The organism is Sellimonas intestinalis (genome assembly GCF_001280875.1).
In the GTDB taxonomy this organism is placed as follows: Bacteria; Bacillota; Clostridia; order Lachnospirales; family Lachnospiraceae; genus Sellimonas; species Sellimonas intestinalis.
Window position 1 is genome coordinate 642,264 of the sequence record NZ_LGAJ01000003.1, and the last position, 24,021, is coordinate 666,284.

Annotated in this window: 25 protein-coding genes; 5 read left to right on the forward strand and 20 right to left on the reverse strand. The window is 45.8% G+C overall.

Annotated elements, in window-relative coordinates; all coding sequences use genetic code 11:
• Positions 1 to 22 precede the first annotated feature (22 nt).
• Positions 23 to 1,012, reverse strand: coding sequence for a 3'-5' exonuclease (locus AOA56_RS04070; protein ID WP_053769008.1), 990 nt, complete (start codon positions 1,010 to 1,012; stop codon positions 23 to 25).
• A gap of 76 nt (positions 1,013 to 1,088) precedes the next feature.
• A complete protein-coding gene (locus tag AOA56_RS04075; RefSeq protein ID WP_024732531.1) occupies positions 1,089 to 2,468 on the reverse strand; it encodes a S1C family serine protease in 1,380 nt (459 codons plus the stop codon).
• Positions 2,469 to 2,675: 207 nt separating this feature from the next.
• Here AOA56_RS04075 and AOA56_RS04080 point away from each other — a divergent pair, with 207 nt between their 5' ends.
• Entirely contained in the window at positions 2,676 to 4,724 is a 2,049-nt protein-coding gene (locus AOA56_RS04080; RefSeq protein ID WP_053769009.1) for a penicillin-binding transpeptidase domain-containing protein, read from the forward strand.
• Between the two features lie 218 nt (positions 4,725 to 4,942).
• Positions 4,943 to 6,217, forward strand: a complete 1,275-nt coding sequence (locus AOA56_RS04085) for a DUF1576 domain-containing protein (protein WP_330376382.1) — start codon at positions 4,943 to 4,945, stop codon at positions 6,215 to 6,217.
• Here AOA56_RS04085 and AOA56_RS04090 read toward each other — a convergent pair.
• Positions 6,212 to 6,787, reverse strand: a complete 576-nt coding sequence (locus AOA56_RS04090) for a CDP-alcohol phosphatidyltransferase family protein (protein WP_024732528.1) — start codon at positions 6,785 to 6,787, stop codon at positions 6,212 to 6,214. The genes AOA56_RS04085 and AOA56_RS04090 overlap by 6 nt on opposite strands.
• Positions 6,788 to 6,865: 78 nt before the next feature.
• Between AOA56_RS04090 and AOA56_RS04095 the strand changes: the two genes are divergently transcribed.
• On the forward strand, positions 6,866 to 7,540 hold the full coding sequence (locus AOA56_RS04095; RefSeq protein ID WP_024732527.1) for a YkgJ family cysteine cluster protein: 675 nt from the start codon (positions 6,866 to 6,868) through the stop codon (positions 7,538 to 7,540).
• A gap of 14 nt (positions 7,541 to 7,554) precedes the next feature.
• Here the strand turns inward: AOA56_RS04095 and dtd are convergent, their stop codons facing one another.
• Positions 7,555 to 8,001: a D-aminoacyl-tRNA deacylase gene (dtd, locus tag AOA56_RS04100; protein ID WP_024732526.1), complete on the reverse strand. Its 447-nt coding sequence runs from the start codon at positions 7,999 to 8,001 to the stop codon at positions 7,555 to 7,557.
• Between the two features lie 132 nt (positions 8,002 to 8,133).
• Between dtd and AOA56_RS04105 the strand changes: the two genes are divergently transcribed.
• Positions 8,134 to 8,883, forward strand: coding sequence for a tRNA 2-thiocytidine biosynthesis TtcA family protein (locus AOA56_RS04105; RefSeq protein ID WP_024732525.1), 750 nt, complete (start codon positions 8,134 to 8,136; stop codon positions 8,881 to 8,883).
• On the opposite strand, the gene AOA56_RS04110 is transcribed toward AOA56_RS04105, so the two are convergent.
• From AOA56_RS04110 to mnmL, 8 genes are all read right to left on the reverse strand, one after another.
• A complete protein-coding gene (locus AOA56_RS04110; protein WP_024732524.1) occupies positions 8,880 to 9,524 on the reverse strand; it encodes a cytidylate kinase-like family protein in 645 nt (214 codons plus the stop codon). The genes AOA56_RS04105 and AOA56_RS04110 overlap by 4 nt on opposite strands.
• A gap of 94 nt (positions 9,525 to 9,618) precedes the next feature.
• On the reverse strand, positions 9,619 to 10,542 hold the full coding sequence (locus AOA56_RS04115) for an RluA family pseudouridine synthase (RefSeq protein WP_024732523.1): 924 nt from the start codon (positions 10,540 to 10,542) through the stop codon (positions 9,619 to 9,621).
• Complete coding sequence (gene lspA, locus AOA56_RS04120) at positions 10,532 to 11,062, reverse strand: signal peptidase II (RefSeq protein WP_024732522.1); 531 nt, start codon at positions 11,060 to 11,062, stop codon at positions 10,532 to 10,534. Before lspA ends, AOA56_RS04115 begins: the two co-directional genes overlap by 11 nt.
• A gap of 20 nt (positions 11,063 to 11,082) precedes the next feature.
• A complete protein-coding gene (locus tag AOA56_RS04125; RefSeq protein WP_048622256.1) occupies positions 11,083 to 11,838 on the reverse strand; it encodes a YlmH/Sll1252 family protein in 756 nt (251 codons plus the stop codon).
• A 17-nt stretch (positions 11,839 to 11,855) separates the two neighbouring features.
• Entirely contained in the window at positions 11,856 to 12,410 is a 555-nt protein-coding gene (locus tag AOA56_RS04130) for a cell division protein SepF (protein WP_024732520.1), read from the reverse strand.
• A gap of 14 nt (positions 12,411 to 12,424) precedes the next feature.
• Positions 12,425 to 13,132 (reverse strand): YggS family pyridoxal phosphate-dependent enzyme, encoded by a 708-nt coding sequence (locus AOA56_RS04135; protein ID WP_024732519.1) that lies wholly within the window; start codon positions 13,130 to 13,132, stop codon positions 12,425 to 12,427.
• 93 nt (positions 13,133 to 13,225) lie between these two features.
• Entirely contained in the window at positions 13,226 to 14,611 is a 1,386-nt protein-coding gene (locus AOA56_RS04140; RefSeq protein ID WP_024732518.1) for a biotin/lipoyl attachment domain-containing protein, read from the reverse strand.
• Positions 14,612 to 14,654: 43 nt separating this feature from the next.
• Complete coding sequence (gene mnmL, locus AOA56_RS04145; RefSeq protein ID WP_048621762.1) at positions 14,655 to 15,605, reverse strand: tRNA modification radical SAM protein MnmL/YtqA; 951 nt, start codon at positions 15,603 to 15,605, stop codon at positions 14,655 to 14,657.
• An 84-nt stretch (positions 15,606 to 15,689) separates the two neighbouring features.
• Here mnmL and AOA56_RS04150 point away from each other — a divergent pair, with 84 nt between their 5' ends.
• Positions 15,690 to 15,896 (forward strand): DUF378 domain-containing protein, encoded by a 207-nt coding sequence (locus AOA56_RS04150; RefSeq protein WP_024732517.1) that lies wholly within the window; start codon positions 15,690 to 15,692, stop codon positions 15,894 to 15,896.
• Between the two features lie 49 nt (positions 15,897 to 15,945).
• Here AOA56_RS04150 and AOA56_RS04155 read toward each other — a convergent pair whose 3' ends face one another.
• From AOA56_RS04155 to mreC, 8 genes are all read right to left on the reverse strand, one after another.
• Positions 15,946 to 17,031, reverse strand: a complete 1,086-nt coding sequence (locus AOA56_RS04155; protein WP_024732516.1) for a D-alanyl-D-alanine carboxypeptidase family protein — start codon at positions 17,029 to 17,031, stop codon at positions 15,946 to 15,948.
• A gap of 30 nt (positions 17,032 to 17,061) precedes the next feature.
• On the reverse strand, positions 17,062 to 17,457 hold the full coding sequence (locus tag AOA56_RS04160) for a methylglyoxal synthase (RefSeq protein WP_024732515.1): 396 nt from the start codon (positions 17,455 to 17,457) through the stop codon (positions 17,062 to 17,064).
• A 12-nt stretch (positions 17,458 to 17,469) separates the two neighbouring features.
• Positions 17,470 to 18,594 carry an FtsW/RodA/SpoVE family cell cycle protein gene (locus AOA56_RS04165; RefSeq protein WP_053769010.1) on the reverse strand — a complete coding sequence of 375 codons (1,125 nt, stop codon included), beginning with the start codon at positions 18,592 to 18,594 and terminating at the stop codon, positions 17,470 to 17,472.
• A complete protein-coding gene (locus tag AOA56_RS04170) occupies positions 18,591 to 18,821 on the reverse strand; it encodes a cell division topological specificity factor MinE (protein WP_024732514.1) in 231 nt (76 codons plus the stop codon). Before AOA56_RS04170 ends, AOA56_RS04165 begins: the two co-directional genes overlap by 4 nt.
• 13 nt (positions 18,822 to 18,834) lie before the next feature.
• A complete protein-coding gene (gene minD, locus AOA56_RS04175; RefSeq protein WP_024732513.1) occupies positions 18,835 to 19,626 on the reverse strand; it encodes a septum site-determining protein MinD in 792 nt (263 codons plus the stop codon).
• 96 nt (positions 19,627 to 19,722) lie between these two features.
• Positions 19,723 to 22,590: a penicillin-binding transpeptidase domain-containing protein gene (locus AOA56_RS04180; RefSeq protein WP_053769100.1), complete on the reverse strand. Its 2,868-nt coding sequence runs from the start codon at positions 22,588 to 22,590 to the stop codon at positions 19,723 to 19,725.
• A gap of 1 nt (position 22,591) precedes the next feature.
• A complete protein-coding gene (mreD, locus tag AOA56_RS04185; protein ID WP_024732512.1) occupies positions 22,592 to 23,119 on the reverse strand; it encodes a rod shape-determining protein MreD in 528 nt (175 codons plus the stop codon).
• Positions 23,120 to 23,133: 14 nt separating this feature from the next.
• Complete coding sequence (mreC, locus tag AOA56_RS04190) at positions 23,134 to 24,021, reverse strand: rod shape-determining protein MreC (RefSeq protein ID WP_024732511.1); 888 nt, start codon at positions 24,019 to 24,021, stop codon at positions 23,134 to 23,136.

A 24,021-nucleotide genomic window follows, 5' to 3' on the forward strand; every position in this document is an offset into this window, starting at 1 on the left:
TGTTCTCCTTTTTCTGCAATTTTTAGATCCAGTGAAAATATTCTTTCTGAAACCGCGGCCGTTCCCCTGTCACCAGGAGAATATCATCACAAAGAGCCAGAAGTTTTCCCTTCTCTTTCAATGATTCTGTCTTTACTGACCGGAGCATCTCATCGATCAGAAGAAGGGCCTCCTCCTTTTTCTCCTGCGACATCCCGGATTTAGGCTCCTCAAATCTCCTTCCTCTATGGTAGGCTTCTCGGATCAGAAGCTCATCTCTTGCCATGGAGAGTCTGTCGCTTGGAATCTCTCCTTTCACGACTGCCCGGTAACAGAGGAACAATAGCCTTGCGTCATTAAGCGCATGGTGAATCTCTCCGTCCACAGACACGTCCAGTATCCTGCTTGTTTTTTCCAGAGACAGGCTACCTTCTTTTTCAAAAAGAGTAAAAAACAAAGACTGAGAAAGATCGCGCATACTCTCTCCGATCCGTTCCAGTTCATCTCCACCCTGGTAAAGCCGCAGATTGTCAAGAAACACCGGTTTATCCGCATTTCCAAAGACAAACGTCTGCCGGATATTCCACCTGCGGTACAGCTTCATCACTTCTCCGAACACAGTTCCGAAATCCGGCGCATGATCCACTTCTACCTGCTTCAATCCGGTAAGCTCCTGGCAATATGGATTGAGCACAGTATTGATTTTCGGACGGACAAGGGAGTAGTACGACTCCTTTTCCGTCAGACTTTTCCTCTCAACGATCAATAGCCCGACGGAAATGATTTCCGTCGGGTATGCATTTTGATCTCCTGTATTATATTCCAGATCCAAAAAAGCAATGTATTCGCCAAGCTTCTCCTTTGGTCTGTTTCGTAATCCCTGTAAGGTGATCCGCCGGATAGAGCGGATCTTCCCTTTATATTTTCGCTTTATGGCTGGTATGGACTGCTGCCCTTTCACAATCCTGCTGCTTTGATCTTTCAGGGTAACTTCATACCACCTGTTATCCTGTTCATTCCGGTTTTTGTTCATCGTTTCACTCCTGTCAAGATGTACAATCCATATTATATGGTTTCCGTCCGAAAAAATCAAGTGGTATGCCGACTCCCTACTGATTGGAGGTCTGGGCTTTCACCAAAGTCACGGTAATCTCCTTTTTTGTGTATTCTCCGTTCTTATCCGCAGTCTGAACTGTCAGTTTGACATCCTGCCCTGCCCGGTAATAGCTCAGTTCATTTTGCAGATCGCTCGTTCCTGCTACACTCGTTCCATTGATTGCTGTGATAATCATGCCCCTCTGCAGATCAGAATCGGTGTCCTCCTGCGTCGTATCAGAAACAAATACTCCCTGCGGCATTCCATAACGCTTTGCCGTTTCCTCATCGATATCCCGCACCTGGATTCCGAGGCTTCCACGTTCTTCCTCACTGACTTTTGTCTTTGTCTCCTGGTTCATCAGATTCTTTATGATATCTGAGACTTCAGAAACTGGAATAGCGTATCCCATCCCCTCTACGGAGGAATCATTGATCTTTGCACAGTTGATACCGATAACCTCGCCCTTTGTATTCAGAAGAGCTCCTCCGCTATTACCTGGATTAATCGCCGCATTGGTCTGAATCAGTGTTCCGTTATATCCGCTGATTTCCCGGTCTTTGGCGCTGACAATACCGTTCGTTACGGACTGCCCGTATCCAAGTGCATTTCCGATTGCCACAACTTCTTCTCCTACCTGTAAGGCATCAGAATCACCAAGCGTGGCCGTTTTGATGGCAGATTTAGTACTGCTCTCAATACTGTCAAGCGGAACAGCTACAACAGCCAAATCCTTATCCGAATCCGCGCCCTTGATGTTGGCCTCCACGCTTGTCTCATCATTAAATGTGACAGTCAGACTGTCTGCATTGGCAACTACATGGGCATTCGTCACGATTAGAAGTTCTTTGTCATTCTCTCCGATAATAATACCGGTCCCTACGCTTGTAGATTCCTGCTGGGATGTCCCGCCAAAAAAGTTCTGTACTTCCTCCACGGACAGATTCTGAATGGATACAACAAACGGCATACTTGCTTTGACCAGTTTGGTCAGGTCTGTATCCGTCGATTTGGAGGATGTCTGCTGAAGCGTCGCTATATCGGCCTTGGCAATCTGGCCGGAGGACGGACTCTTTAATCCTGTCAGATAGGTCACTCCATAAAAGGAGGCTCCTGCGATACCGCCGAACAGCAGGGCAAGCCCTGTAACCGCAGCTACCTTGCGGACACTTTTTCTCTTTTTGGGTGTTGTTTTCTTCGGCGGCATGCCATTCAAACTTTCCTGATACGACTCTGCCGATTCCTGCCCATAGCTTTGATAGTCTCCATCATTTTGAGATGCTCCGTAATTCTGATATCCGTCAGAATGTTCATATTCTTTATAATCCTGATTCTGCATATTGTCTGTTGTCTCCTTCGTTTCTTTATGGAAATGAAATAAGCTGTTTTTCATATTGATACACTTCCTTCTTTTATCCATGTTTCCTTTTTACGTTTCCTACTATAAAGCAGGATTATGGTAAAGCTGTGATGAAAATTTGAAAAAAGTATGTTTTTTGATTTTTCTTATTTTTTACTTAAATAGCTTAAAATAGCTCTGCAAATTCGATATAATAAGGACAAGATATATCACGGTAGAAATAGAGGAGGAAAATCTGTTATGATTCAAAAAAGAAGACGCTCTTCCAGGAGAAAACGCACGGTCCTTCTTCCATTGATCCTGATCCTTGTAGTTCTGGCTATCATTGGAGCATGTGTGTTGTTCTTTCTGCATATGAGAAATGAGAAGGAGAAGCCTTCCGAAATCCTGAAAACTTACCTGTCTTCCATCGAGTCCGGAGATTATGAGAAAATGTTTGAGCTTGTGGACAGTGGAAAAGTGTCAAAGAAGGATTTCATTGCCAGAAATCAGAATATCTACGAAGGAATCGGATGCTCAAACGTAAAGGTCAAGATCACATCCGAAGAGAAAAATCAACTCTCTTACACTGTGACACTGACTACCCTGGCAGGAGAAATCACCTATGACAATACAACGAAAGTGAAAAAAGATGACAACAAGGGCACGATCCTTGTCTGGGACGACAGTATGATTTTTCCGGAACTGACCGCTACAGATAAGGTTCGGATCTATACAGATGAGGCCAAACGCGGGCAGATCCTTGACAGAAACCAGAATGTGCTGGCCGGAAGCGGCTCTGCCTACTCAGTAGGGCTGGTTCCGGGAAAGATGAATGAGGATTCTTCCGGGGATCTGCAGACATTGTCTTCTCTCCTTGGTCTAAGCACAGAGGACATCCAATCCGAGCTTTCCAAAGATTGGGTGACAGATGATGCCTTTGTCCCACTTGCTACCATTTCCGCTGCAGATGAAAAGCTGCAGAATCAACTGCTTACTATTCCGGGGATTAAACTCTCCACGGTAGAGGTACGAAGCTATCCATATGGCAGCGCCACGGCACATCTGGTCGGATATGTCTCCGGAATCACGGCAGAAGACCTGGAAAAACATCCGGATGCAGGATATACTTCTGACAGCGTGATTGGAAAAAGCGGGCTGGAAGCCCTATATGAGAAACAACTTCGTGGACAAAATGGATATACCATTCTCATCGAGGATGAAGACGGACAACAGAAATCCGTTCTGGCTTATCAGAACAAGACTGACGGGGAGACGCTCCGCCTGACTATCGATATTACACTCCAGCAGTCACTCTACGAGCAGTTTCAGAAAGACGAGGGCTGTTCTGTAGCCATGAATCCGTACACCGGGGAAGTGCTTGCCCTTGTCAGTACGCCATCTTACGATACGAACCGGTTTATTCTCGGCCTGACCACACAGGAATGGGATCAGTTAAATAACGATGAAGCCCAGCCACTCTACAACCGGTTCCGCCAGACTTTTGCCCCTGGTTCCACCTTAAAGCCTTTTACCGCCGCCATCGGACTTGCCGAGGGTACCCTGGATCCTGAAAAAGATTACGGCTATAACGGTACGAGCTGGCAGAAAGACTCCAGTTGGGGCGATTATTATGTGACGACACTCCAGGACTACAAACCGGGAACCCTTCAAAACGCGTTGATCTACTCAGACAATATCTTCTTTGCAAAGGCAGCCCTCGAACTTGGAGCAGACAGGTTTACAGACGGTCTGGATCGTTTTGGTTTCAATCAAGTCGTACCGTTTGAGATCAAAATGTCCCAGTCCCAGTATGATAATGACGGTTCCATCACAGAGGAAATCCAGCTTGCGGACAGCGGCTATGGACAGGGACAGGTGCTTGCAAATCCGCTTCACCTGGCGGTGATGTACACTGCTTTTTCTAACAGCGGCTCCATGATCACACCGTATCTGATCTACAAGGACGATCCTTCCGCCGAAGTCTGGATCGATCAGGCCATCTCCAAAGAACATTCCTCACTCCTTACGGAAGACCTGAAAGCTGTTGTCAACAATCCGGCAGGATCCGGCTATGCGACCCACCGCACCGATATGGAACTTGCAGGTAAGACCGGCACGGCGGAGCTGAAATCAGAACAAGGTACCACCGGTCAGGAGATCGGATGGTTCAGCGTCTTTACGACCGATCCTTCCGCCTCAAAACCTGTGCTGCTGACAAGTATGGTAGAAAGTGTGGAGGATAAAGGCGGCAGCACCTACGTTGTAAAGAAGGATGCCGCGGTACTGGATTCCTATTTTGGCTCCTGACCCCCTTTGCTGAACCATCTGTATTCTGATTTTGTAAAAGTCATTTTTTATAGATTTTCTGAAAGTCCTAAACGCTATTACGGAATGATAAAGGACTTCGGTCTTTCCCAAAACATGGAAATACCGGAGTCCTTTTGTCTCTTTTTTCTTTACCTGTTCCCGGATTTCCGATATAATAATCATATGAGTATTACTTTATAAAAGAAAGGATGCGTTCCATGAAACAAAAGCTTTCCCTTGGCCAGAGCTATCTTCTTCTGGCGCTCTTCCCTGCTTATTTTATGATCGTGGGGCTTTTTATGCAGCCGCCTTCCGAGATTCTCTCTGGCCTTCGTTCCATTATACGGGAGCCGGATTTTCTGATTACCGACTATTTCGTTATCGGAGGAATCGGAGCCGCGTTTCTTAATGCCGGACTCATTACTCTTGTCTTACTTTTTGTCCTTTATCTGCTTCGAATGGAAATTGACGGACATACCCTCACGTCCTGTTGTTTAATTTTCGGATTTTCCCTCTTTGGAAAAAATGTAGTCAATATCTGGTCGATCCTCCTCGGCGTCTATCTGTACGCCCATTATCACAGGACTTCGATTCGGAGTTATCTCTATGTAGGATTGTACGGGACCAGTCTTTCCCCGATTATCACACAAGTTATGCAGTTGGAATCCTTATCCCTTGCCGTGCGAATTCCACTTAGTTTCCTCATCGGCATCACCATTGGATTTGTCCTGCCTCCATTATCCACCCATGTACATTTTGCTCATCAGGGCTATTCCCTGTACAATGTAGGATTTTCCTCCGGTGTCATCGCCACTGTGGTGATCTCCCTGTTTAAATCTTTCGGGGTGGAAACAAAATCCCGTCTGATCTGGCACACCGGAAACAATCTTGAGTTCGCCCTGATTCTGGGAGGGCTCTTTGCTGTGATGATTCTGGCTGCTATTATACTGGGTAAAGAAACCGTATTCACCTCTTATAAGAGGATCTTAAAATGTACGGGAATCTCCGGAACAGATTACTTAAAGCAGGAAGGCAAAGCTTCTGTTCTACTGAATATGGGGATTAACGGAATCTTTGCCATGCTGCTCGTTCTGATTGTAGGCGGAGATCTTAACGGACCGACTATTGGCGGAATCTTTACGATCGTAGGCTTTTCCTCTACCGGAAAGCACCTTTTTAATATCGCTCCTATTATGTTTGGAGTGATCCTTGCAAGTACGACAAAGGACTGGTCTATCACTGATCCCGGTGCGCTGCTGGCACTTCTCTTCTCCACAACATTAGCACCGGTTGCCGGAGAGTTCGGCGTGCTGGCTGGACTTCTGGCAGGCTATCTCCAGTCCTCTGTGGCTCTCAATGTCGGGATTCTCTACGACAGTATGAATCTATATAACAACGGATTTGCCGGAGGGATTGTCGCGATCTTTCTTGTCCCGGTCATCCGTTCCATCCGTTCCAGGCGGGCACGCGCAAAAGGCGACCTCTCTTTATAGAGGCCGCCTTTCCCATTTCTTATGTAATTTCTGAAATTCCGGAATATAAAGAATCAGCGTCAGAAACATGATGACCATCTCCGCCAGAATAAAAAAATCCGCCGTCTTTCGAGGAATCCATGGGAAAACTACCAATACAAGGAGCAGCAGAAACAAAGTTGCAGTACAAACTTTGCCAAACCATTTGGCTCCATTTAGCTTCTGCCCATGCTTTAGATTCCATGCTCCCATCACAGCCATAAATCCCTCCTTAATTACCATAAGAAAGATGAGCCAACGCATTAATGGGTAGTGAAATGCCAGACAGAGCGCCACAGCCGCGTGAGTCAGCTTATCCGCCACCGGATCCAAAAACTTTCCGAACTCCGTAATCATATGAAAATGTCTGGCAATCTTTCCATCGAGAAAATCCGTGACGGTAGATATCAGAAGAATCGCCGCAGCCAGATATTTTTCACCCGGTGTATCAGCCCGCAGGTAAACAACGCAAAAGACCGGAATCAGCAAAATCCGGAAATATCCCATGCAGTTTGGTACAGATAACAGTTCTTTTTTCTTAAATTTCTTCATGTATCCTCCATTCTCGTTTGACAGGCCCCCTATGTGCCGTATACAATAGTCCTTATAAAACAAACAAGGAGGCGCTGTATGCTGCGAAATATCGATTTGAATGAAATCTCCGATGGAAATCTCTACACGGCCAATGATCTGGTTCGCGCCGACTGCGGAGGCTGCCACGGCTGCTCGGATTGTTGTCAGGGTATGGGAGACTCCATCATCCTCGATCCCTATGATTTTTATCAGCTTTGCCAGGGCTTAAGCCTCGCCCCTGAGGCACTGCTTGACCAGGCCGTCGGACTGTCCGTTGTGGACGGGATCATTCTGCCCCATCTCAACATGACCAAAGGAAAGGATGCCTGTTCTTTCCTATCAGAGGACGGACGCTGCCGGATTCATGGGTTCCGGCCTGGTTTCTGCCGTCTTTTTCCTCTCGGTCGGATATATGAGAACGGTTCTTTCTCCTACTTCATCCAGACAAAGGAATGTAAGAAGCGGAACCGCTCCAAGATCCGGATCCGAAAGTGGCTCCAAATTCCGGATCTGCCGCGTTACGAGGACTTTATTTGCCGCTGGCATTATCTTCTGGCTGATTTACAGTCCCATAATGACCGCATGGAAGATACCGCCTATCAAAAGCAGGTATCCATGTATGTACTGCAAAACTTTTTCCTGACTCCTTATCAGAAAGAAGACTTTTATTCCTCCTTTGAAGAACGGTATGTGGCATGCAGAAAAATCTTTCATCTTTCCCGACCTCTCTGACTCTTATGATCTTTCTATAGATCCTGGGAGTCCAAAACAATCGTAAACGGTCCGTCATTGATAAGGGAAACTTTCATATCAGCGCCGAATTCTCCCCTTTCCACCACTGGAATGTGGGACTTACAGGCGTCAATGATATACTCGTAAAGCCTCCTTGCCTCTTTCGGGTCTCCTGCCTCAATAAAGCTTGGACGATTTCCCTTTTTACAGTTGGCATACAGTGTGAACTGGGAAATCAAAAGCAGGCTCCCATCGACATCTGCCAGAGAAAGATTCGTCTTGCCGTTTTCATCTTCGAAAATCCGCATCCCGACCAGTTTTTTTACCATCTTGTCCGCGATCTCTTTTGTATCTTCTCTTCCAACTCCGATCAGAACCACAAGACCTTTTCCGATTTCTCCGATGGTCTCGCCATCTACTTTTACCGCGCTTTCCAGCACTCGTTGAATTACAAATTTCATCGTGATCACTCCTTTTTTGTTCGTCTCTATCTTACCGTCTTTTTCCCGATTCTGCAAGAAAGAACTTGTATTCGCAAAATAAATAGGATATATTGTTACCATATGATGAAATTTGGGAAATGAGGAATTGACATGAAATTACAGCAACTGCTCAGTTTTACACGGAAAGCGGTAGATGAATACCAGATGATCGAAACCGGTGATAAGATCGCTGTCGGCATCTCCGGAGGAAAGGACAGCCTCACATTGCTCTATGCTCTTTCCGGACTGCGCCGGTTTTATCCAAAGCCGTTTGAACTGACCGCCGTAACCGTAGACCTTGGATATGAAAAATTCCACACAGAAAAGATCGATGCTCTCTGCCGGGAGCTTGGGGTGCCATATCATGTGATAAAAACTGATATTGCGCATATTCTTTTTGAAGAGCGTAAGGAAAGCAATCCATGCTCTCTGTGTGCCAAGATGCGAAAAGGCGCCCTCAATGAAGCAGTCAAAAAGCTTGGGTACAATAAGGTGGCTTACGCCCACCACAAGGATGACATCGTGGAAACGATGATTCTTTCCCTGATCTTTGAGGGACGTTTCCATTCTTTCTCCCCAAAGTCCTATCTGGACCGGATGGGTCTGACCGTGATACGGCCAATGATGTTTGTAAATGAGGCCGACGTCATCGGATTCCAGCGCAAATACGATCTTCCGGTGGAAAAAAGCCGGTGTCCAGTAGACGGACTTACGAAGCGGCAATACGCCAAGGAGCTCATTCACCAACTGGAGCTCGATCATCCGGGTGCAAAACAGCGGATGTTCACCGCTATATTAAACGGACGAATCGAGGGTTGGCCGGTACGGCTTACCCGGGAAGAAGTAAAAAGCAGTTCCTAAAGAACTGCTTTTTTCATCCTCTCTTTGACCTTTATAATTTCAATAATCGTTTCTACACATCCATCGATGCCAAGCTTTCCACTGTCCAGACAGACGTCGTAACTCTGTACGGCAGACCACTTTTTATTTGTGTAATAGTTATAGTAACTGCCGCGCTTCTTGTCCGTTCTTAAAATCATCTCACGCGCCTTGGATTCCGTCATATCATACATCCGGCTGATGCGTTTCGCACGCTTTGTCGTATCTGCATGAATAAATACGGATAAAACATTACTGTAATTCTCCAAGGCATAGTCTGCACACCGTCCAATTAAAATACAAGGCCCCTCATCCGCTATCTTCTTAATCGCCTCAAATTGTGCCAGAAAAATCTTATGATTAATTGGCATATCCGAGTAACTTCCGGTCTTATATCCGAGGGAATATGTGTCCATCACAAGGGAGTATAGGAAACTGCTCGTCGGCTTCTCATCGTGAGCCTTTAAAATCTCTTCGGCAATCCCGCTGTCCTTGGATGCACGGTCCAGCATCTCTTTGTCATATAATGGAATCTCCAGCTTCTCGGCAAGATGCGCCCCGATCTCGTGCCCACCGCTTCCGAATTCTCGTCCGATCGTAATAATGGTATTTGTTTTTGTCATATACATCACGCTCCTTTAACCGTACGCTGTCACGCTATCAATAGAACTATTATAAATCAATTTAGGCGAAATGTATAGAACTTTACCAAAAAAATTATATATTTTTCCTTAATTTTTGCAAGATATCAACAAAATACTCTGGCAGCGGAGCGTCAAACTCCATATACTCTCCAGTGACAGGATGGTGAATCCCAAGGATTTTTGCGTGCAGAACCTGCCCCTGAAGCCCCTTAAACACTGGTTTCCGGGATGGGCCGTACACCTCATCCCCCAAAAGTGGATGGTGAAGGGACGCCATATGCACACGAATCTGATGAGTCCTTCCTGTCTCCAGGCGGCAGCAGATATATGTGAATTTCCCAAACCGCTCCAGAACCTGGTAGTGGGTTACGGCAGGCTTTCCATTCTTATAATTGATGCTCATCTTCTTCCGATCCGTCAGGTGTCTCCCAATCGGCGCATCAATCGTCCCTGAATCTTCTTTTAGATTTCCATACACAATCGCATGGTATTCTCTGCGGATCGTGTGCTGTTTTAACTGCTCCGCCAAAATCCGGTGGGCCTCATCATGTTTGCAGACAAGAAGAGATCCGGTGGTGTCCATATCAATCCTGTGGACGATTCCCGGCCGCAGTACGCCGTTGATGCCGGAAAGACTGTCCTTGCAATGGTACATTAAAGCATTCACCAATGTCCCGCTGTAATGCCCTGCAGCCGGATGAACAACCATACCTTTGGGCTTATTGACAATCAGGATATCAGAATCTTCATAGAGGATATTCAGAGGGATCGGTTCCGGAAGGATGTCCGGCTCGCTGGCATCCGGAATCTCAATCGAGATCTCGTCCCCTTTACAAAGTTTATAGTTGGCCTTTACGGCCTTTTCTCCCACTTTTACGTGTCCTTCTTTCATCAGCCTCTGAATATAAGAACGGGAAAACTCTTCCAATTTGCAGGAAAGGAATCTGTCGATCCGTTCACCGACAAATTCCCCCGTCTGTAATACTTTATTCTCCATCTGCACTGGTTCCTTTCTTTTTTCCAAAAAACTCCAGATCCTCCTCCTTATACTGAAAGAAAACCAAAAGGAGAAGAACCGCAAAGGATACGGTCACATAAATATCCGCCACATTAAAAACCGGAAAATCAATCAGACGGAAGTAGAAAAAATCCACCACATATCCGAACCGAATCCGATCAATGAGATTTCCGGCGGCTCCCGCCACGATAAAGATGCCGCAGAGTCTGAGCGGCAGATACTTCCCAGTCTTTGGAATCCGTATATAGCAGTACAGAATAAATACAAAAATCACAACAGCGATACATATAAAAAAGAGCTGCCTGTTCTGCAGAAGCCCGAACGCCGCCCCTCTGTTTTCCAAGTAGGTAAGTTCAAATACTTTGTCCCACAAAACAAAAGCAGGCTTATCTTTTAAATTGGTAACAGCCAAATATTTTGTATATTGATCTAACAATACCGCTACAACTATCAACACGACTGCCAAAACATAATGTTTCGCTTTATGATCTTTCTTCATATCTCACTCCTGCGCTCTCCCTAACTATATTTCCGGACTACTACACTGTAGCGTCCTTTCCGCGTCTCAGAAAGAACTCCATCATAACAGAATTTCCCCATTCCCCGTACAGAAATGATATCTCCTTCCTTAAGCCGATATCCGTTACTTACAATCATTCTTCCGTTTACGAACACCTTCTTTCCTTCGATCAACCCGGAAAGCCTGCTTCTCGAAGAGGAAAAAGCTAATGCCAGAAGAGTGTCGAGTCTCACGGAAGCTACTGTGCCCCGGATCTCTTCAAAAGATGGTTCATACTGGAACTCCTGCAGCTCCTCTATAGATGCCACAACCGGGGTATGTCGGATCCGCGTCAGATTTTGAGCTAAAAAATCTGACATATGATCTGATACAAATACAACTGCTTCACAGGTATTTACAAGGATATCCCCGATCTTACATCGCTCAATTCCGAGATTTAAAATCGCTCCCAGGTAGTCTCTGTGAGTCAGATCCTCGGAAAACTTTTTGTTCAACGGCCGGATACGCAGAACCGAAAAAGGATACAAAAACTCATAACAAAGAGCATCAGGTAGAAAGGCAACCATCTGACGCTCTGATGCAGCATAGCCGCCGAATGTCCCGTAGCCGGAGTACAGCTCTTCTTTCGGCAACGTATGCAGAATGTTTAATTCGTTCAAATTCAGAAAATCGCTGAACACTACAATCCCGCGCTGATATGCAGTGCGGGATAGATCGATCAGTCTTTTCTGAAATAAAAGTTCTTCTCTGTCCATACTTTCAAACAAGACGCTTAGTATCTCTTGCTGATAGAAGACACGTCAAATGAAGTATTCAAAAGATCCTGAAGATCTCCGGAAATCCCCACATTCGTAGGTGTCAGTAGGAAGATAAAGCTGGAAATCTTCTGAAGGTTGCCATCGATGGCAAATGTAGCGCCGGATGTAAAATCAATGATTCGCTGTGCGATCTCCAGATCTAGTCCTTCCAGATTCAAAATCACGGTACGTCCGCTCAGCAGAGTCTCTGTAATCTCTCTCGCGTCGTCCACAGAACTCGGCTTTATTACGCATACTTCCATGCCCGCCGCCTGCGGTCTACGTCCGGAACGTCTCATAGGTGTCACCTTGCTGCCTTGAGAAGATGATGGTCTGGACTCGTACTCTTCTTCCTCTTCCTGGGAAAATGTCTCTTCCTCATCGTTCTTTTTATCTCTTCCAAACAGCTTTCTTTTTGGTTTCTCTTCGTAATCGTCTAAGTCATCTTCATCAAAGAAATCATCGTTCTCATAATCATCGTCATCATCACTTAATTTCATGATATCCAAAAACTTGTCTAATACACCCATTTTTTACACTCCTATCATCTTGTGTTCTTATCTAAAGCATAATTTCTTTTACCAAAGATTCCTGTACCGACACGGACCATAGTGGCGCCTTCTTCAATCGCTACTTCATAATCATTGGTCATACCCATAGAAAGTACGCCCATATGGATATTATCAATGTTTTTGTCTGCAATGTCAACAGATAATTTCCGAAGTGCACAAAAAAATTGTCGATTTGTTTCCGGGTCTTCTGTATTCGGTGCGATCGTCATTAACCCCTCCAAAAGCACATGCGGATACTCCGGAACTTTATCGATAAACTTCATTACTTCCTCGGGCATCAGGCCAAATTTCGTGTCCTCCCTTGCCATATTGACTTCCAGAAGAACTTTGGCCTTTAACTGCTTTTTGGCCGCTTCCCGGTCGATCGTCTCCAGCAATCTGAGGGAATCCACGGAATGAATCAGTTCCGCCTTATCAATGATGTATTTCACCTTATTCCTCTGCAGATGACCGATCATCTGCCATTGGATATCAGAGGGAAGCTGATCATATTTTTCGGTCAGTTCCTGTACCTTATTCTCACCAAATACCCGGATTCCGGCTCCGTACGCCTCCTTAATCATAGATACTGGCTTTGTCTTACTTACGGCAATGAGAGTCACCTCTTCCCGCTTTCTTCCGCTTCTGTTACAGGCCGCCTGGATTTTCTCCTCCACCTCTTCCAGATTCTCTGTTACCATCCCGGCTTCATAGTTTTCTTCCATCTGTCATTCTTCCTTTCTCACTATTGTCTCAGCCCTGTTTCGAGCCTTCTTCCTATGCCCCTTCTCTGACTATACCAGAATATCATCATCCTTCACATCCTTTGCGTTCAGTACAATCCTGTCATAATTGGAAATCTGATTGGCAACACCGTTTCCTGTAATATAGTAATCTTCATTCTTTGCCGCAATATCAATCGAAGTAAAAACAGCATAGCCGCTGCCTGCTTCGTATACTCCGGACTGTCGGATGGTATCTGTCAGAGATCTTGTATTGTTAGAATTCTGCATCTGAATCACAGTCCCTGCCGGAAGATCCTTGGCGTCAATACATACCAGATTCTTCTGGGTATCCGTATAGTACACCTCCGCCGCCTGGAACCTGGTCTTTCCATCCTCATAGATTAAAACACCCTGTTCTCCTGTCTCACCATTGCTGACAACATACTCGGATGGAACCTGATAGCAAGTCTTTTTCACAACAGCCGATTTCGGAATTTTTAGTCCATTGACATTCTCAATCTGGATTTCAATATCCTGATACCGGTCCGCAGCATAGCGTACAAGTCCGCTGTCCAGCGTAAGATATGCATAATAGGTGTCTTTGTCTTTCTTCTCTATCTGAAGTCCAGCAACCATTTCTTCATCATCCTTGAGGAAACGGATCGTCACGCTACTTCGCTTTAAAAGAGATTCTGCCGTATCAGCATCCATCCGCACGACAAGATACCATTCCTCGCCGGTAACCAGCTTATAAATGTCGTCCCCTTCACTGACTTTCTGATTTTCACGGCTCTCTGCCCTTTTATAGCCGCTTTTATCAAACATCTTATCTGTAACCTTATCTATCGTCACGTCTTCATACCCGTCGGTCTCATAAACAAGAATTCCGTCCTTTGGACTCTGGCATAACGTATAGCTTCCTTCTCCTTGTTCGCCCAACGTCGCACTCATACGGTCTGCCTTGTTTTGATCTGTCTTTTTATCATATAGATTTTGCACGGTATTCTTTACCGAATAGACTTCCGAAAAAGAGGACTCCCGGTAATTGTCTACAAATGTCCGAACAGAAGACAGTAATTGTCTTTTCTCATCGTCGGTAAGCTGACTCTCCCCGGCGTCCTCTTCTTTGGAGCTTAAATCCAGCTTATCGTCAGATACCGCACAGACACTCTGTCCCTTTGCAAGCTTCGACTCCTCCGGCTTGAAAAAATTCAGATAACCATCTTTTGTCGATGCCACTGTCTCTTCTGAGCGGACCGCAAATCCAGTATAGGATACATTCTTTACGATGGCGCCTTCTCCGACCTCGTAGTAAGCTGTTGGTCTGTTAGTGACAGAGAGCAGGATTTCTACAATGACATAGACCAAAATGACAGCAAACAGTATGACTCCGATATTCATATTCCATTTTCTCTGGTACGTCCTGATATCTGTGGTCTTCTTTCTGACTCCCAAATGTTCTTCCTCCCGATTTCACTTTTTAAGACTAGTGAGTTTTCTAAGGCTTGTTCCACTTCCCAAGTTTTGCGCCGTCCCGGTATGCGTACATGTCTCCCTGACATACGCCACGGCTCCTCATTTCCTTTTCTACTAGCTCTTTTAGCTTCCACCAGCTTGCACCCCAGTTACAGAAAACGGCATCCTCTTTCGGAATCCGGCTGAAAAAACGCTCTACCACAATCTCCGGATCCAGAAGACGTAGAAATAAAATCAGACGCTCCATATATTCTTCCAATGTGCAGATCTGAAACTCTCCCCGCTCATACTGCTTGGCAAAAACCGTACCCTTCGCAAGGTACAAAGAATGAATCTTAACGATATTGCTTCCAAGAACAGACAACAGCTTTGCCGTCTCCGCCACATCAGTCCTGTCATCCCATGGCAAATTCAAAATTACATGGGTACAGATATCAAACGGATATTGCCGGATACGCTGGACCGCATCCACATATTCTGCAAGGCTGTGTCCCCGGTTCACCTTTAATAATGTATGATAATTCGCAGTCTGAAGTCCCAGCTCAATGGTGATACAGATTCCGGTCTTTTGCATCCACTCATGCAAAAAAGCCAGGTAACGGCTGCCAAGACAGTCCGGCCTGGTAGAGATCGAAACTTCCACAACGTCTTTTACCTGTTCCACTTCCCGGATATAAGAGCAGAATGTCTCAAATGGGAAGTAGGTATTGGTATAATTCTGAAAATAGGCAATGAATTTTTCTGCGTGATACCGCTTCTGAATATAGTCTTTTGTACGGATAAGCTGCGTTGCCACCGGCACTTCCCTCTCCATTGCCTCAAACCCGGTCCCCTTTTCTGAACAGAACGTACAGCCTGGACCGTCCTCCCGGTTCGGACAGGTACCCGGAAGATTGACCGGAAGCTTATAAACTTTTGCATGATATTTTTCTTTTAAAAAACGGCTGTATGACCGGTATAACTGCTGTTCCATGAATCCTGTCCTTTTCTTCTCCTGTATATTCTTCTTTTTTCTGGCAATACTAAAGAAAGAATTCATAAAGGAGGATTATCATATATGAAATGGTTTGATAACATTGCACTGACACTGGTCATTGTAGGCGCTTTGAACTGGCTCCTTGTCGGAGTCTTCCGGTTCGACCTGGTGGCCTACCTTTTCGGAAACCTGTCCATGTTATCCCGTATCATCTACACACTGGTCGGCCTTTGCGGCCTCTATCTGATCAGTCTGTTCGGACGGATACGTGGCTTTTCCGAAAACTAACAGCCTGAAAGGCTTTTCATCCGGTACGCCGCTATTTTCCGTATTGGACCTATGCGCCGTCTAAGAGCGCATTCATATCCTCATAAAGAAGAGCTCTCGATCCGGCACCCATCACAATGGAGATGTACGGATGCCCCGCCACATTCTCGTTTAACAGAATGAGGCAGTATCCGGCTTCTCCTGTTGTGCCGGTCTTTCCACCAAGCACAGTGACCCCATCCGGCGCGCTTACAATCCCCTTTGCATAATAATTCGTCGGCGCCCAATCCTCTGTGCGGACATTTCCGTCCGCCTGGGTGATAGATGCCGTATAACTCTTTGTTTCAATAATCTTTAAAAACGCTTCATTCTGAATACAGTTCTGGAAAATCAGATACAGATCATAGGCTGTTGTATAATGATTCTCATCGTGAAGTCCGTGTGGATTCATAAAATGCGTATTGACCGCCATCAATTCTTTGGCACGGTCATTCATCTCTTCCACAAACGCTTCCTCCGATCCGGAGATATACTCCGCAATCGCCGTTGCCGCATCGTTTCCCGAAGACAATAACAAACCATAAAGCAATGTTTCCAGTGTCAACTGGTCTCCTTCGTGAAGCCCGCAAAGTGAAGCGTCCACCGGAAAGCTTGACACATCCGCATTCTTTCCGACTGTCACGACATCAGAAAGGTTTCCCCGCTCCAGCGCAATCAGCGCCGTGAGGATCTTTGTCGTGCTTGCCGGGTAGAGACGATCGTGAATCCGATTAGAATATCGAACACTCGCCCCATCCACATCAAAAAGTCCCGCGGCATGGACGTCTGTCGAACCGTCATAGCTGATCTCATTTTTATCATCCGCGGAAACACAGAGATTGGTAGCCGCAAGTCCCTCGGAAAGTAAGACATTTTCCCCATAATGCTCCTTTTCGTAGGACCATACTTCCGCTTTCTTCTGGGCGTTTCCCATGACCACCGTATAGCCGGCCCCGCCTGCCGCCGTAATCAGGGCAATCGAGACACCGGCTGCGATCAGCTTCCGTCTGCTTTTTTTCTCTCCCGTCTTCCTGCTCTGGTTTCTTCTTCGTCTTTCCTTACTTTTCTTAATTCGCTCTCTGCGCCTTAGAATTTCTTCTTCCCTTTGATTACTCATACCCAACCTCTTTACAAGTTTTCCTGTCTCTTATCTGTACATTTCTCTCCAGTCCAGATCGCCCCTATCAATCGCCAAGATGATTAGTTCCGCTGTCGCAAGATTTGTAGCCACTGGAATATTATACGTATCACATAGGCGGATGACGTCGTTCACATCCGGCTCATGAGGCTTCGGATTGGACGGATCCCTCAGAAAAATCAGAGCATCAATCCCGTTCTGTGCGATCTGTGAGCCAAGCTGCTGCTTTCCCCCAAGCGGCCCTGCCAGGTATTTGTGTACGTTTAAGTTTGTCACTTCCTCGATCAGACGCCCGGTTGTCCCGGTTGCGTACAGCTCATTCCTACTTAGAATTCCCCTGTATGCAATGCAGAAGTTCTGCATCAGTGTCTTTTTTGAATCATGTGCAATGAGACCTATATTCATCTTCCTCACTCCTTATTTATATTTTTTCTGTTGTAGTCCAACATTTAACACGAGTCCGATACCGATAAACATACTGACAAGGGATGACATTCCATAGCTGACAAACGGCAGCGGAATTCCGGTATTTGGAAAGAGTCCTGTTGCAACACTGATGTTGATAAAACTCTGAATCCCGATCTGCGAAGCAACTCCGCAGCAGATAATCCTGCCTCCCATGTCCGGTGCTCTCATCCCTATCCTCAGACATTGTATTACAATTAATAATAACAGACCAATCACAATACAGCAACCCACAAACCCCAATTCTTCTCCAACAATCGCAAAAATAAAGTCTGTCTGTGGTTCGAGAATAAAGTTTCCATTCTTCACGGAAGTTGTCGTGTTATTGTTGAGTCCCTTTCCAGTCAGACGACCAGAACCGATAGCCATGATGGAGTTATTCTGCTGATAAGCCTCGTCGCTGCTGTATTTTTCCGGCTGAAGCCATGCCAGAATCCGAGTTTCCTGATACCCCTGCAGCACGTCCACATCCGAGTGAACGATAATACTCAGAAGGATGACAACCGTCGGGACTGTAATCAGAAGTACAACTCCAATGAATTTATAGCTCAAACCTCCTACATACATCATAATGCAGAACACCATGGCTATGGAAATGGTCGTCGAAAGGTCTGGCTGCTTGTATATTAAAAGACACGGAATAGAGAGGAAGATCACTGCCTGAATGATGGTAAGCGGTCTCTTCATCTCATCCTGATGATTCATAATAAATTTTGCAAAAAACAGTACTAAAAGAATCTTGGCAAGCTCTGAGGGCTGAAACGTCGTGAATCCAAAGTCAATCCACCTGGTCGCCCCGTTAACATCTTTTCCGAAAAAGCGTACTGCCAGAAGCATTGCTATCGTCAGTCCGTACAAAACCCATTGCAGATTCAGAATCCACATATAGTCGATCAAAGAGACGATAACCAACGCCACAAGCCCGATCAGCAAGCCGATCATCTGCTTTCCCTGGACAGAATGTTTGGCACTTCCGATGACCATAATCCCAAGGGACGTCAAGGCAAGCACAAAGATCAACAACGAAAATTTAAAATCTTTTAAACGATATGATTTTGTAATATTCAGTATCTTCAAAGTCTTTCTCCTGTCAGTGTAATGGTGATCCGGGAACGGGTGACTGAAACATCAAAGGTTTCCGGAGTGGTGTCAATGTATTTTGACACCGTCAAAAAAAGGTCTTTCTGAAACAGTTCACATACGTTTGGATTACAGTCTATCCTGTCGGATACAAGAACCGTTCTAAGCCGGTCTTTTGCGATTCCGACCGATGCCTTTTTATCCATTCCTTCAAATAATCCCATTTCTGCCTCCTGATTAGTTCTTTTTGAAAAGATGGCTGAGCCGTGAGAACAGCCCTACTTTTGTATTCATATCCATGAGAGGAACCTCCTCACCGCAAAGCCTCCGACAGATGTTCATATAAGCTCTCCCGGACGGCGAATCGTCTCCCACAACCGGTTCTCCCTGGTTGGTAGCGATGACCACCTGCTCGTCATCCGGAATCGCGCCCAGCAGATGAATTGGGAGAATCTCCGTTACATCTTCCACTGACATCATATCCCCCCTCTTTACCATGTCGATCCGGATTCGGTTAATCACAAGCTCCAGATTTCGGATCTGCTTGGATTCGAGAAGACCGATAATCCGATCCGCATCCCGGATTGCGGAGACCTCAGGTGTCGTCACGACAACTGCCCGGTCGGCTCCTGCTACCGCATTCTCAAATCCCTGTTCAATCCCTGCGGGACAGTCCAGAAGAACAAAATCATAATCCTCCTTCAATTCTGCCGTCAGCTTCTTCATCTGCTCCGGTGAGATTGCTGATTTATCCTTTGTCTGTGCGGACGGGAGCAGATACAGCCCCTCGTACCGCTTGTCATGGATTGCCGCCTGTTTAAGCCGGCATTTTCCTTCAATCACATCCACGAGATTGTAAACGATACGGTTTTCCAATCCCATCACCACGTCCAGATTTCGAAGTCCCAAATCCGTGTCAATGACAAGCACCTTTTTCCCGAGCTTTGCAAGACCCGTCCCGATATTCGCGGTGGTGGTCGTCTTCCCGACCCCGCCTTTTCCTGATGTAATAACAATAATTTCACCCATGTTCCTTCCTCCTAAGACCAAACTTGATGAACAGATGGCAGCGCGAAACGACTACTGCCTTGCCGTCTTCTCTCTTTCGTAATGTTTTGTACAGCATCAGTCTCCGGAAACAACAGTTCCAAGAGAAGCTGCGTGTCCTGTTACGATTTCATCTTTTTCATCCAGTCCGTAATAGTAGCGGACAATATCCCGTCCGATTTCGGAAGGATACGTAGAATTATAACCGTTCGCGATCCGGATCGCGAATGCAATGTCTTTTTCGCCCTGTCTGCCCGTGAATCCGACAAACAGGCCATGGTTCGGATGCGTCTTACTCTGCTGTGCAGTACCCGTCTTTCCATACAGTTCAAAGTTTCCAAGACCGTTAAATGTGGAAGTACTCGTTACCATGCGTCTCATTCCATTGTGGACTGCCGTCCACGTAGAGTCTGCGACACCTTCCACCTGATTCCTGATCTCCGGCTCGTAATCCTTGACCAACTTTCCGTTGACATCCGTTGTTTTTTCAAATAGCGACAGATTGTAGACGACTCCCCCATTTGCCACCGCACTAATGTAACGGGAAAGTCCTGCCGTCGTGTAGTTGTTGGTCCCCTGACCAATAGAGGACCGCACGACATCGCTGTCAGAAATCTTCGGTTCGGATTCTGTGATTTCAAGCCCTGTCGTGTCCCCCAGTCCGAATTCTTCCGCATATTTCTGGAGACGCTCAATCCCGTATGCATCATTGTATTCGTTTCCGGACGTTCCCAGCCTGTAGCCCACTTCATAGAAGAAATCGTTACAGGAATGTTGGATTGCGCTTACTACATTCAGGCTTCCATGGGATCCCGGATAAATCCAGCATCTCGCGATTGGTGATATCTTATCAAAGATTCCGGTACAGGAAATCGCTGTTCCCGTACCAATCACACCTTCTGTCAGTCCGGCTACAGAGACAAGCGGCTTATATGTGGATCCAGGCGCTGTCTTCTCCTGCGTTGCCTTATTATAAAGAGGACTCGACGTCATGGAATTCAACTGCGCGAAATAATCAGAATCCATCGTATTGGCCAGCCGATTATTATCGTAACCCGGATAAGATACCATAGCACGCACCTGCCCCGTGTTAGGATCCGTGATGACAATAGAACCTGTACACGGCTCCAGACCAAGCTCTCCCGGTGTGATCTCCAGACTTTCAATCTTGCTCCGGATAAAATTATATGGATTTAAAGAACCGGAGCTAAGCTGATTGTACTGCTTTTCATTGTATTTCAGAATATTCTGCTCAAATAGAATCCGGCATACCTGGCTTCCGGTAATCTTTCCCTCTTTGATCATGTATTCATAAATAATCTTTTCAAAGGCACCGTCGTCCGAAAGGATATCTCCTACATACTGAATGATTGCCTGATAAATCTCGGAAGCACTGGAATAGCTTGCGTCTCCCTCCAGATAATCTGTAAGCCTGGATGTATCGATCCAGTTCTTGGATATCGCATAGGAAAGATAGCGGTTCACGCTGATCGTCTCTTCGTTCTTCCATGCCAGGTACATCTCATCGTTCGTATCAATCCGATCCTTTACCAGGATCTTGGAATTCTCCGTCAGAAGTGTATCCACCACGTAGTCCAGATAAGCCTGCATTCTGTCAGACAGATCTTTGTAGGCCGTTCCGTTTTCATTCTGCAGTTCTGAAAGAACAGAACTGATAGCAGCTTCCTCATTCTGGGAATAGATCTCCAGCACTCTCTTCTCCGTCGCCCCGGCATTACTCTTTGCGAAACGTCCTGTATCAATAATCTGGTTTTTGAAAAAGGCATTGTAGACGTCTCCAACCGGAATAACAATGGCGTCCGCATCTGTCACCTTGCTTCTGTCATAATCCAGACGGTTGACCATTTTGGACAGCAGAATGGCCGCCAGCTTCTCTTCCAAAATATTGTACGCCGCAACCTGAAGATCAGCATCGATGGAAAGGTAAACGTCATTACCTGCTTTCGCTTCCGTTACCTTCTCGGAATCGATCACTTTTCCAACGTTATTGACATAGATCCTGGTCTCGCCCTTTTCTCCTTGGAGCGTACTGTCCATGCTTTTTTCAATTCCTGCTTTCCCGACAATATCCGTCAGGGAATAGGACTTCTTTTCCTTTTCAGAAAGCGCATTGTACTCTTCCTGAGAAATCTGTCCTGTATAGCCGATGATAGACGCAAAATATTTACTGTTATTGTACTGACGGATCGAGCTCTCTTCAATACTGACACCAGTGAGCTCCCCTTGGTTTTCCATGATCTCCGCTACTGTCGTATCACTGACATTCGTAGCGATTGTCGTTGCAATATATTTCCGGTACTTATTCAGGCTGATGGCATAGCGGATATTGACAAGCTTTAAGACATCTGCCTTCTCATACTTTTCCTCATCAATTCCATAGCCGTAAGTCTTGTCCGTACAGAGATAATGTATGATATCATCTGCCGTATAGTTTTTCTGTTTCTCAGAAAGCTTGTCAATTGTAGCATACCCAAAAATATCGGCGATAAACCGGAGTCTTGCGGTACCCTCTGTCGAAAACTCGTACTCTCCGCTGTCATTTAATACGATACCGAAGCTGTTGATAATGGAATCTCCGTTTTTTTCAATGATGTCGATCACGCTGCGAACCGTTGCGTTGAGCTCCTTATTTTTCTGAGCCGTCGTGTCGTAATCTCCGTTATCCTCAATCGTCACCGAGTAGGCAAGGACATTGTCTGCCAGAACAGTCCCGTTCCGGTCCAGAATCCGTCCTCTGGTACCCTGAACCTCTTTTGTCTTCTGAATCTGGAGCTTATAATCGTTTAAATAGCTTTCGCCCTTTACGATCTGAAGGTAGAAAACCCTCTGCACCAGAATCGCAAACAACACGCAAAACACAACACTTGCGATAAACATTCTGGACTTAACAAGCCTGATGACTGTCTCTTTTATGTGTTCCAAAATATTAAACAAACCTGCTTGCACTCCTTTTTTCTTCCTCTACAAGTTTCCGGTTTATTCTCAAAATGATCTGATATACAATCAACGTGAGGATTACCGTATAGAGCATTTCCGGAATAATCAAATGTCCCAGGTAATACAGGAAATGAAAATCACTCTGCAACATAAACTGGAACACATAGATCAGAATCCCATAAGCCAGCTCGCTGCTCCCGATCAACAGCAGAGGGAGCTTAATATTCTCATCATAGTACAGCTTCTGAAAAAATCCATTGGCATAACCAACCAGTGTGTAGAATAAAATATAGAACCCGATATACTGTCCAAAACAGATATCAAGCAAAAAACCGCTTAGCACTCCAACATACATTCCTTCCCTCTTTCCTTCCATGAATCCGAAGGATGCAGTCAGAATGAGCAGCAGATTCGGCTTGACCGACGCGATCTCAAAATAATGAAACACTGTTGTTTCAAGCAGAAACAGCACAATCACCATCACCGCTTCGATCCCTTTGCGCTTTACAGCCAGCATATGGCCTCTCCTTTCTATTTTTCTGATGAATCACTCTGTGTCTGATTGCCATTATCAATCAGATCTTGCTTCGTCGTTGTAATAACGAGCACCTCCTGCAGCTTCTTAAAATCCACTGCCGGTATGATATAGCCGGATCGTGTAAGATTGTTAGAATCCACATTGACTTCGCTGACATAACCGATCAGCAGCCCTTGTAAGTACTTACTGCTGATATTGGATGTGACGATCTGCTCCCCGACCGCTACTTCATTTTCATTATTCGCAAGCTGCTCAAACTTCACCACTCCATTGTTAATGAGCTTGAGGTCCCCGCTGACAATGCACTGGTCAAAAGTCGTCATTATCATGGATGAAATATTAACCTCGTCGATGATAGAGCGTACGGTGGAGGAATGTGCGTTGACCTTTGTGACAATTCCAACCAGACCATTTCCACTCAAAACATTCATATCCTCCCGGATACCATCCGCACTTCCTTTGTCGATCGTAAAGGACGTAAACCAATTACTCCCGTCATTTGCAATGACACGCGCACCCACTTTCGGGTAATCCGAGGTATTCTGATCCATCTTATATAAATCATAAAAACGCTCCAGCTCGACTGCCTTTTGCTGAAGCTGGTTATTTTCCATCTTCAGATTGGCGTTCTGTTCTTTTAACGTTTTATTTTCCTTCTGAACACTTTTCAATGTGACAAAATTGTCCGCCACACCATTGACCCACGTCCCGATCACATTAATCCCTTTCTGCATCGGGACAACCGTATAATCCGCAATCACACGCACCGGACCGCTCTTAACACCCGCAAAAAAGGTCGCCGCCATGCACAAAATGCAGGCAGCCACAATAATCAGCAGCCAGTATTTACTTTCCAAACCTTTTTGATTTCTTGTCTTCAT

Bases quoted from the DNA above. Each gene is read 5' to 3' on its own strand.
- AOA56_RS04160 (WP_024732515.1), bottom strand. From the start codon at position 17,457: ATGAATATAGGTCTCATTGCACATGATTCAAAAAAGACACTGATGCAG.
- AOA56_RS04125 (WP_048622256.1), bottom strand. From the start codon at position 11,838: ATGGACAGAGAAGAACTTTTATTTCAGAAAAGACTGATCGATCTATCC.
- AOA56_RS04150 (WP_024732517.1), top strand. From the start codon at position 15,690: ATGAAATGGTTTGATAACATTGCACTGACACTGGTCATTGTAGGCGCT.
- AOA56_RS04105 (WP_024732525.1), top strand. From the start codon at position 8,134: ATGAAATTACAGCAACTGCTCAGTTTTACACGGAAAGCGGTAGATGAA.
- AOA56_RS04130 (WP_024732520.1), bottom strand. From the start codon at position 12,410: ATGGGTGTATTAGACAAGTTTTTGGATATCATGAAATTAAGTGATGAT.
- AOA56_RS04155 (WP_024732516.1), bottom strand. From the start codon at position 17,031: ATGAGTAATCAAAGGGAAGAAGAAATTCTAAGGCGCAGAGAGCGAATT.
- mreC (WP_024732511.1), bottom strand. From the start codon at position 24,021: ATGAAGACAAGAAATCAAAAAGGTTTGGAAAGTAAATACTGGCTGCTG.
- AOA56_RS04075 (WP_024732531.1), bottom strand. From the start codon at position 2,468: ATGAAAAACAGCTTATTTCATTTCCATAAAGAAACGAAGGAGACAACA.
- AOA56_RS04085 (WP_330376382.1), top strand. From the start codon at position 4,943: ATGAAACAAAAGCTTTCCCTTGGCCAGAGCTATCTTCTTCTGGCGCTC.
- AOA56_RS04110 (WP_024732524.1), bottom strand. From the start codon at position 9,524: ATGACAAAAACAAATACCATTATTACGATCGGACGAGAATTCGGAAGC.
- AOA56_RS04170 (WP_024732514.1), bottom strand. From the start codon at position 18,821: ATGGGATTATTTGAAGGAATGGATAAAAAGGCATCGGTCGGAATCGCA.
- mnmL (WP_048621762.1), bottom strand. From the start codon at position 15,605: ATGGAACAGCAGTTATACCGGTCATACAGCCGTTTTTTAAAAGAAAAA.
- AOA56_RS04090 (WP_024732528.1), bottom strand. From the start codon at position 6,787: ATGAAGAAATTTAAGAAAAAAGAACTGTTATCTGTACCAAACTGCATG.
- dtd (WP_024732526.1), bottom strand. From the start codon at position 8,001: ATGAAATTTGTAATTCAACGAGTGCTGGAAAGCGCGGTAAAAGTAGAT.
- AOA56_RS04070 (WP_053769008.1), bottom strand. From the start codon at position 1,012: ATGAACAAAAACCGGAATGAACAGGATAACAGGTGGTATGAAGTTACC.
- AOA56_RS04095 (WP_024732527.1), top strand. From the start codon at position 6,866: ATGCTGCGAAATATCGATTTGAATGAAATCTCCGATGGAAATCTCTAC.
- AOA56_RS04080 (WP_053769009.1), top strand. From the start codon at position 2,676: ATGATTCAAAAAAGAAGACGCTCTTCCAGGAGAAAACGCACGGTCCTT.
- AOA56_RS04135 (WP_024732519.1), bottom strand. From the start codon at position 13,132: ATGGTAACAGAGAATCTGGAAGAGGTGGAGGAGAAAATCCAGGCGGCC.
- minD (WP_024732513.1), bottom strand. From the start codon at position 19,626: ATGGGTGAAATTATTGTTATTACATCAGGAAAAGGCGGGGTCGGGAAG.
- mreD (WP_024732512.1), bottom strand. From the start codon at position 23,119: ATGCTGGCTGTAAAGCGCAAAGGGATCGAAGCGGTGATGGTGATTGTG.
- lspA (WP_024732522.1), bottom strand. From the start codon at position 11,062: ATGAAGAAAGATCATAAAGCGAAACATTATGTTTTGGCAGTCGTGTTG.
- AOA56_RS04115 (WP_024732523.1), bottom strand. From the start codon at position 10,542: ATGGAGAATAAAGTATTACAGACGGGGGAATTTGTCGGTGAACGGATC.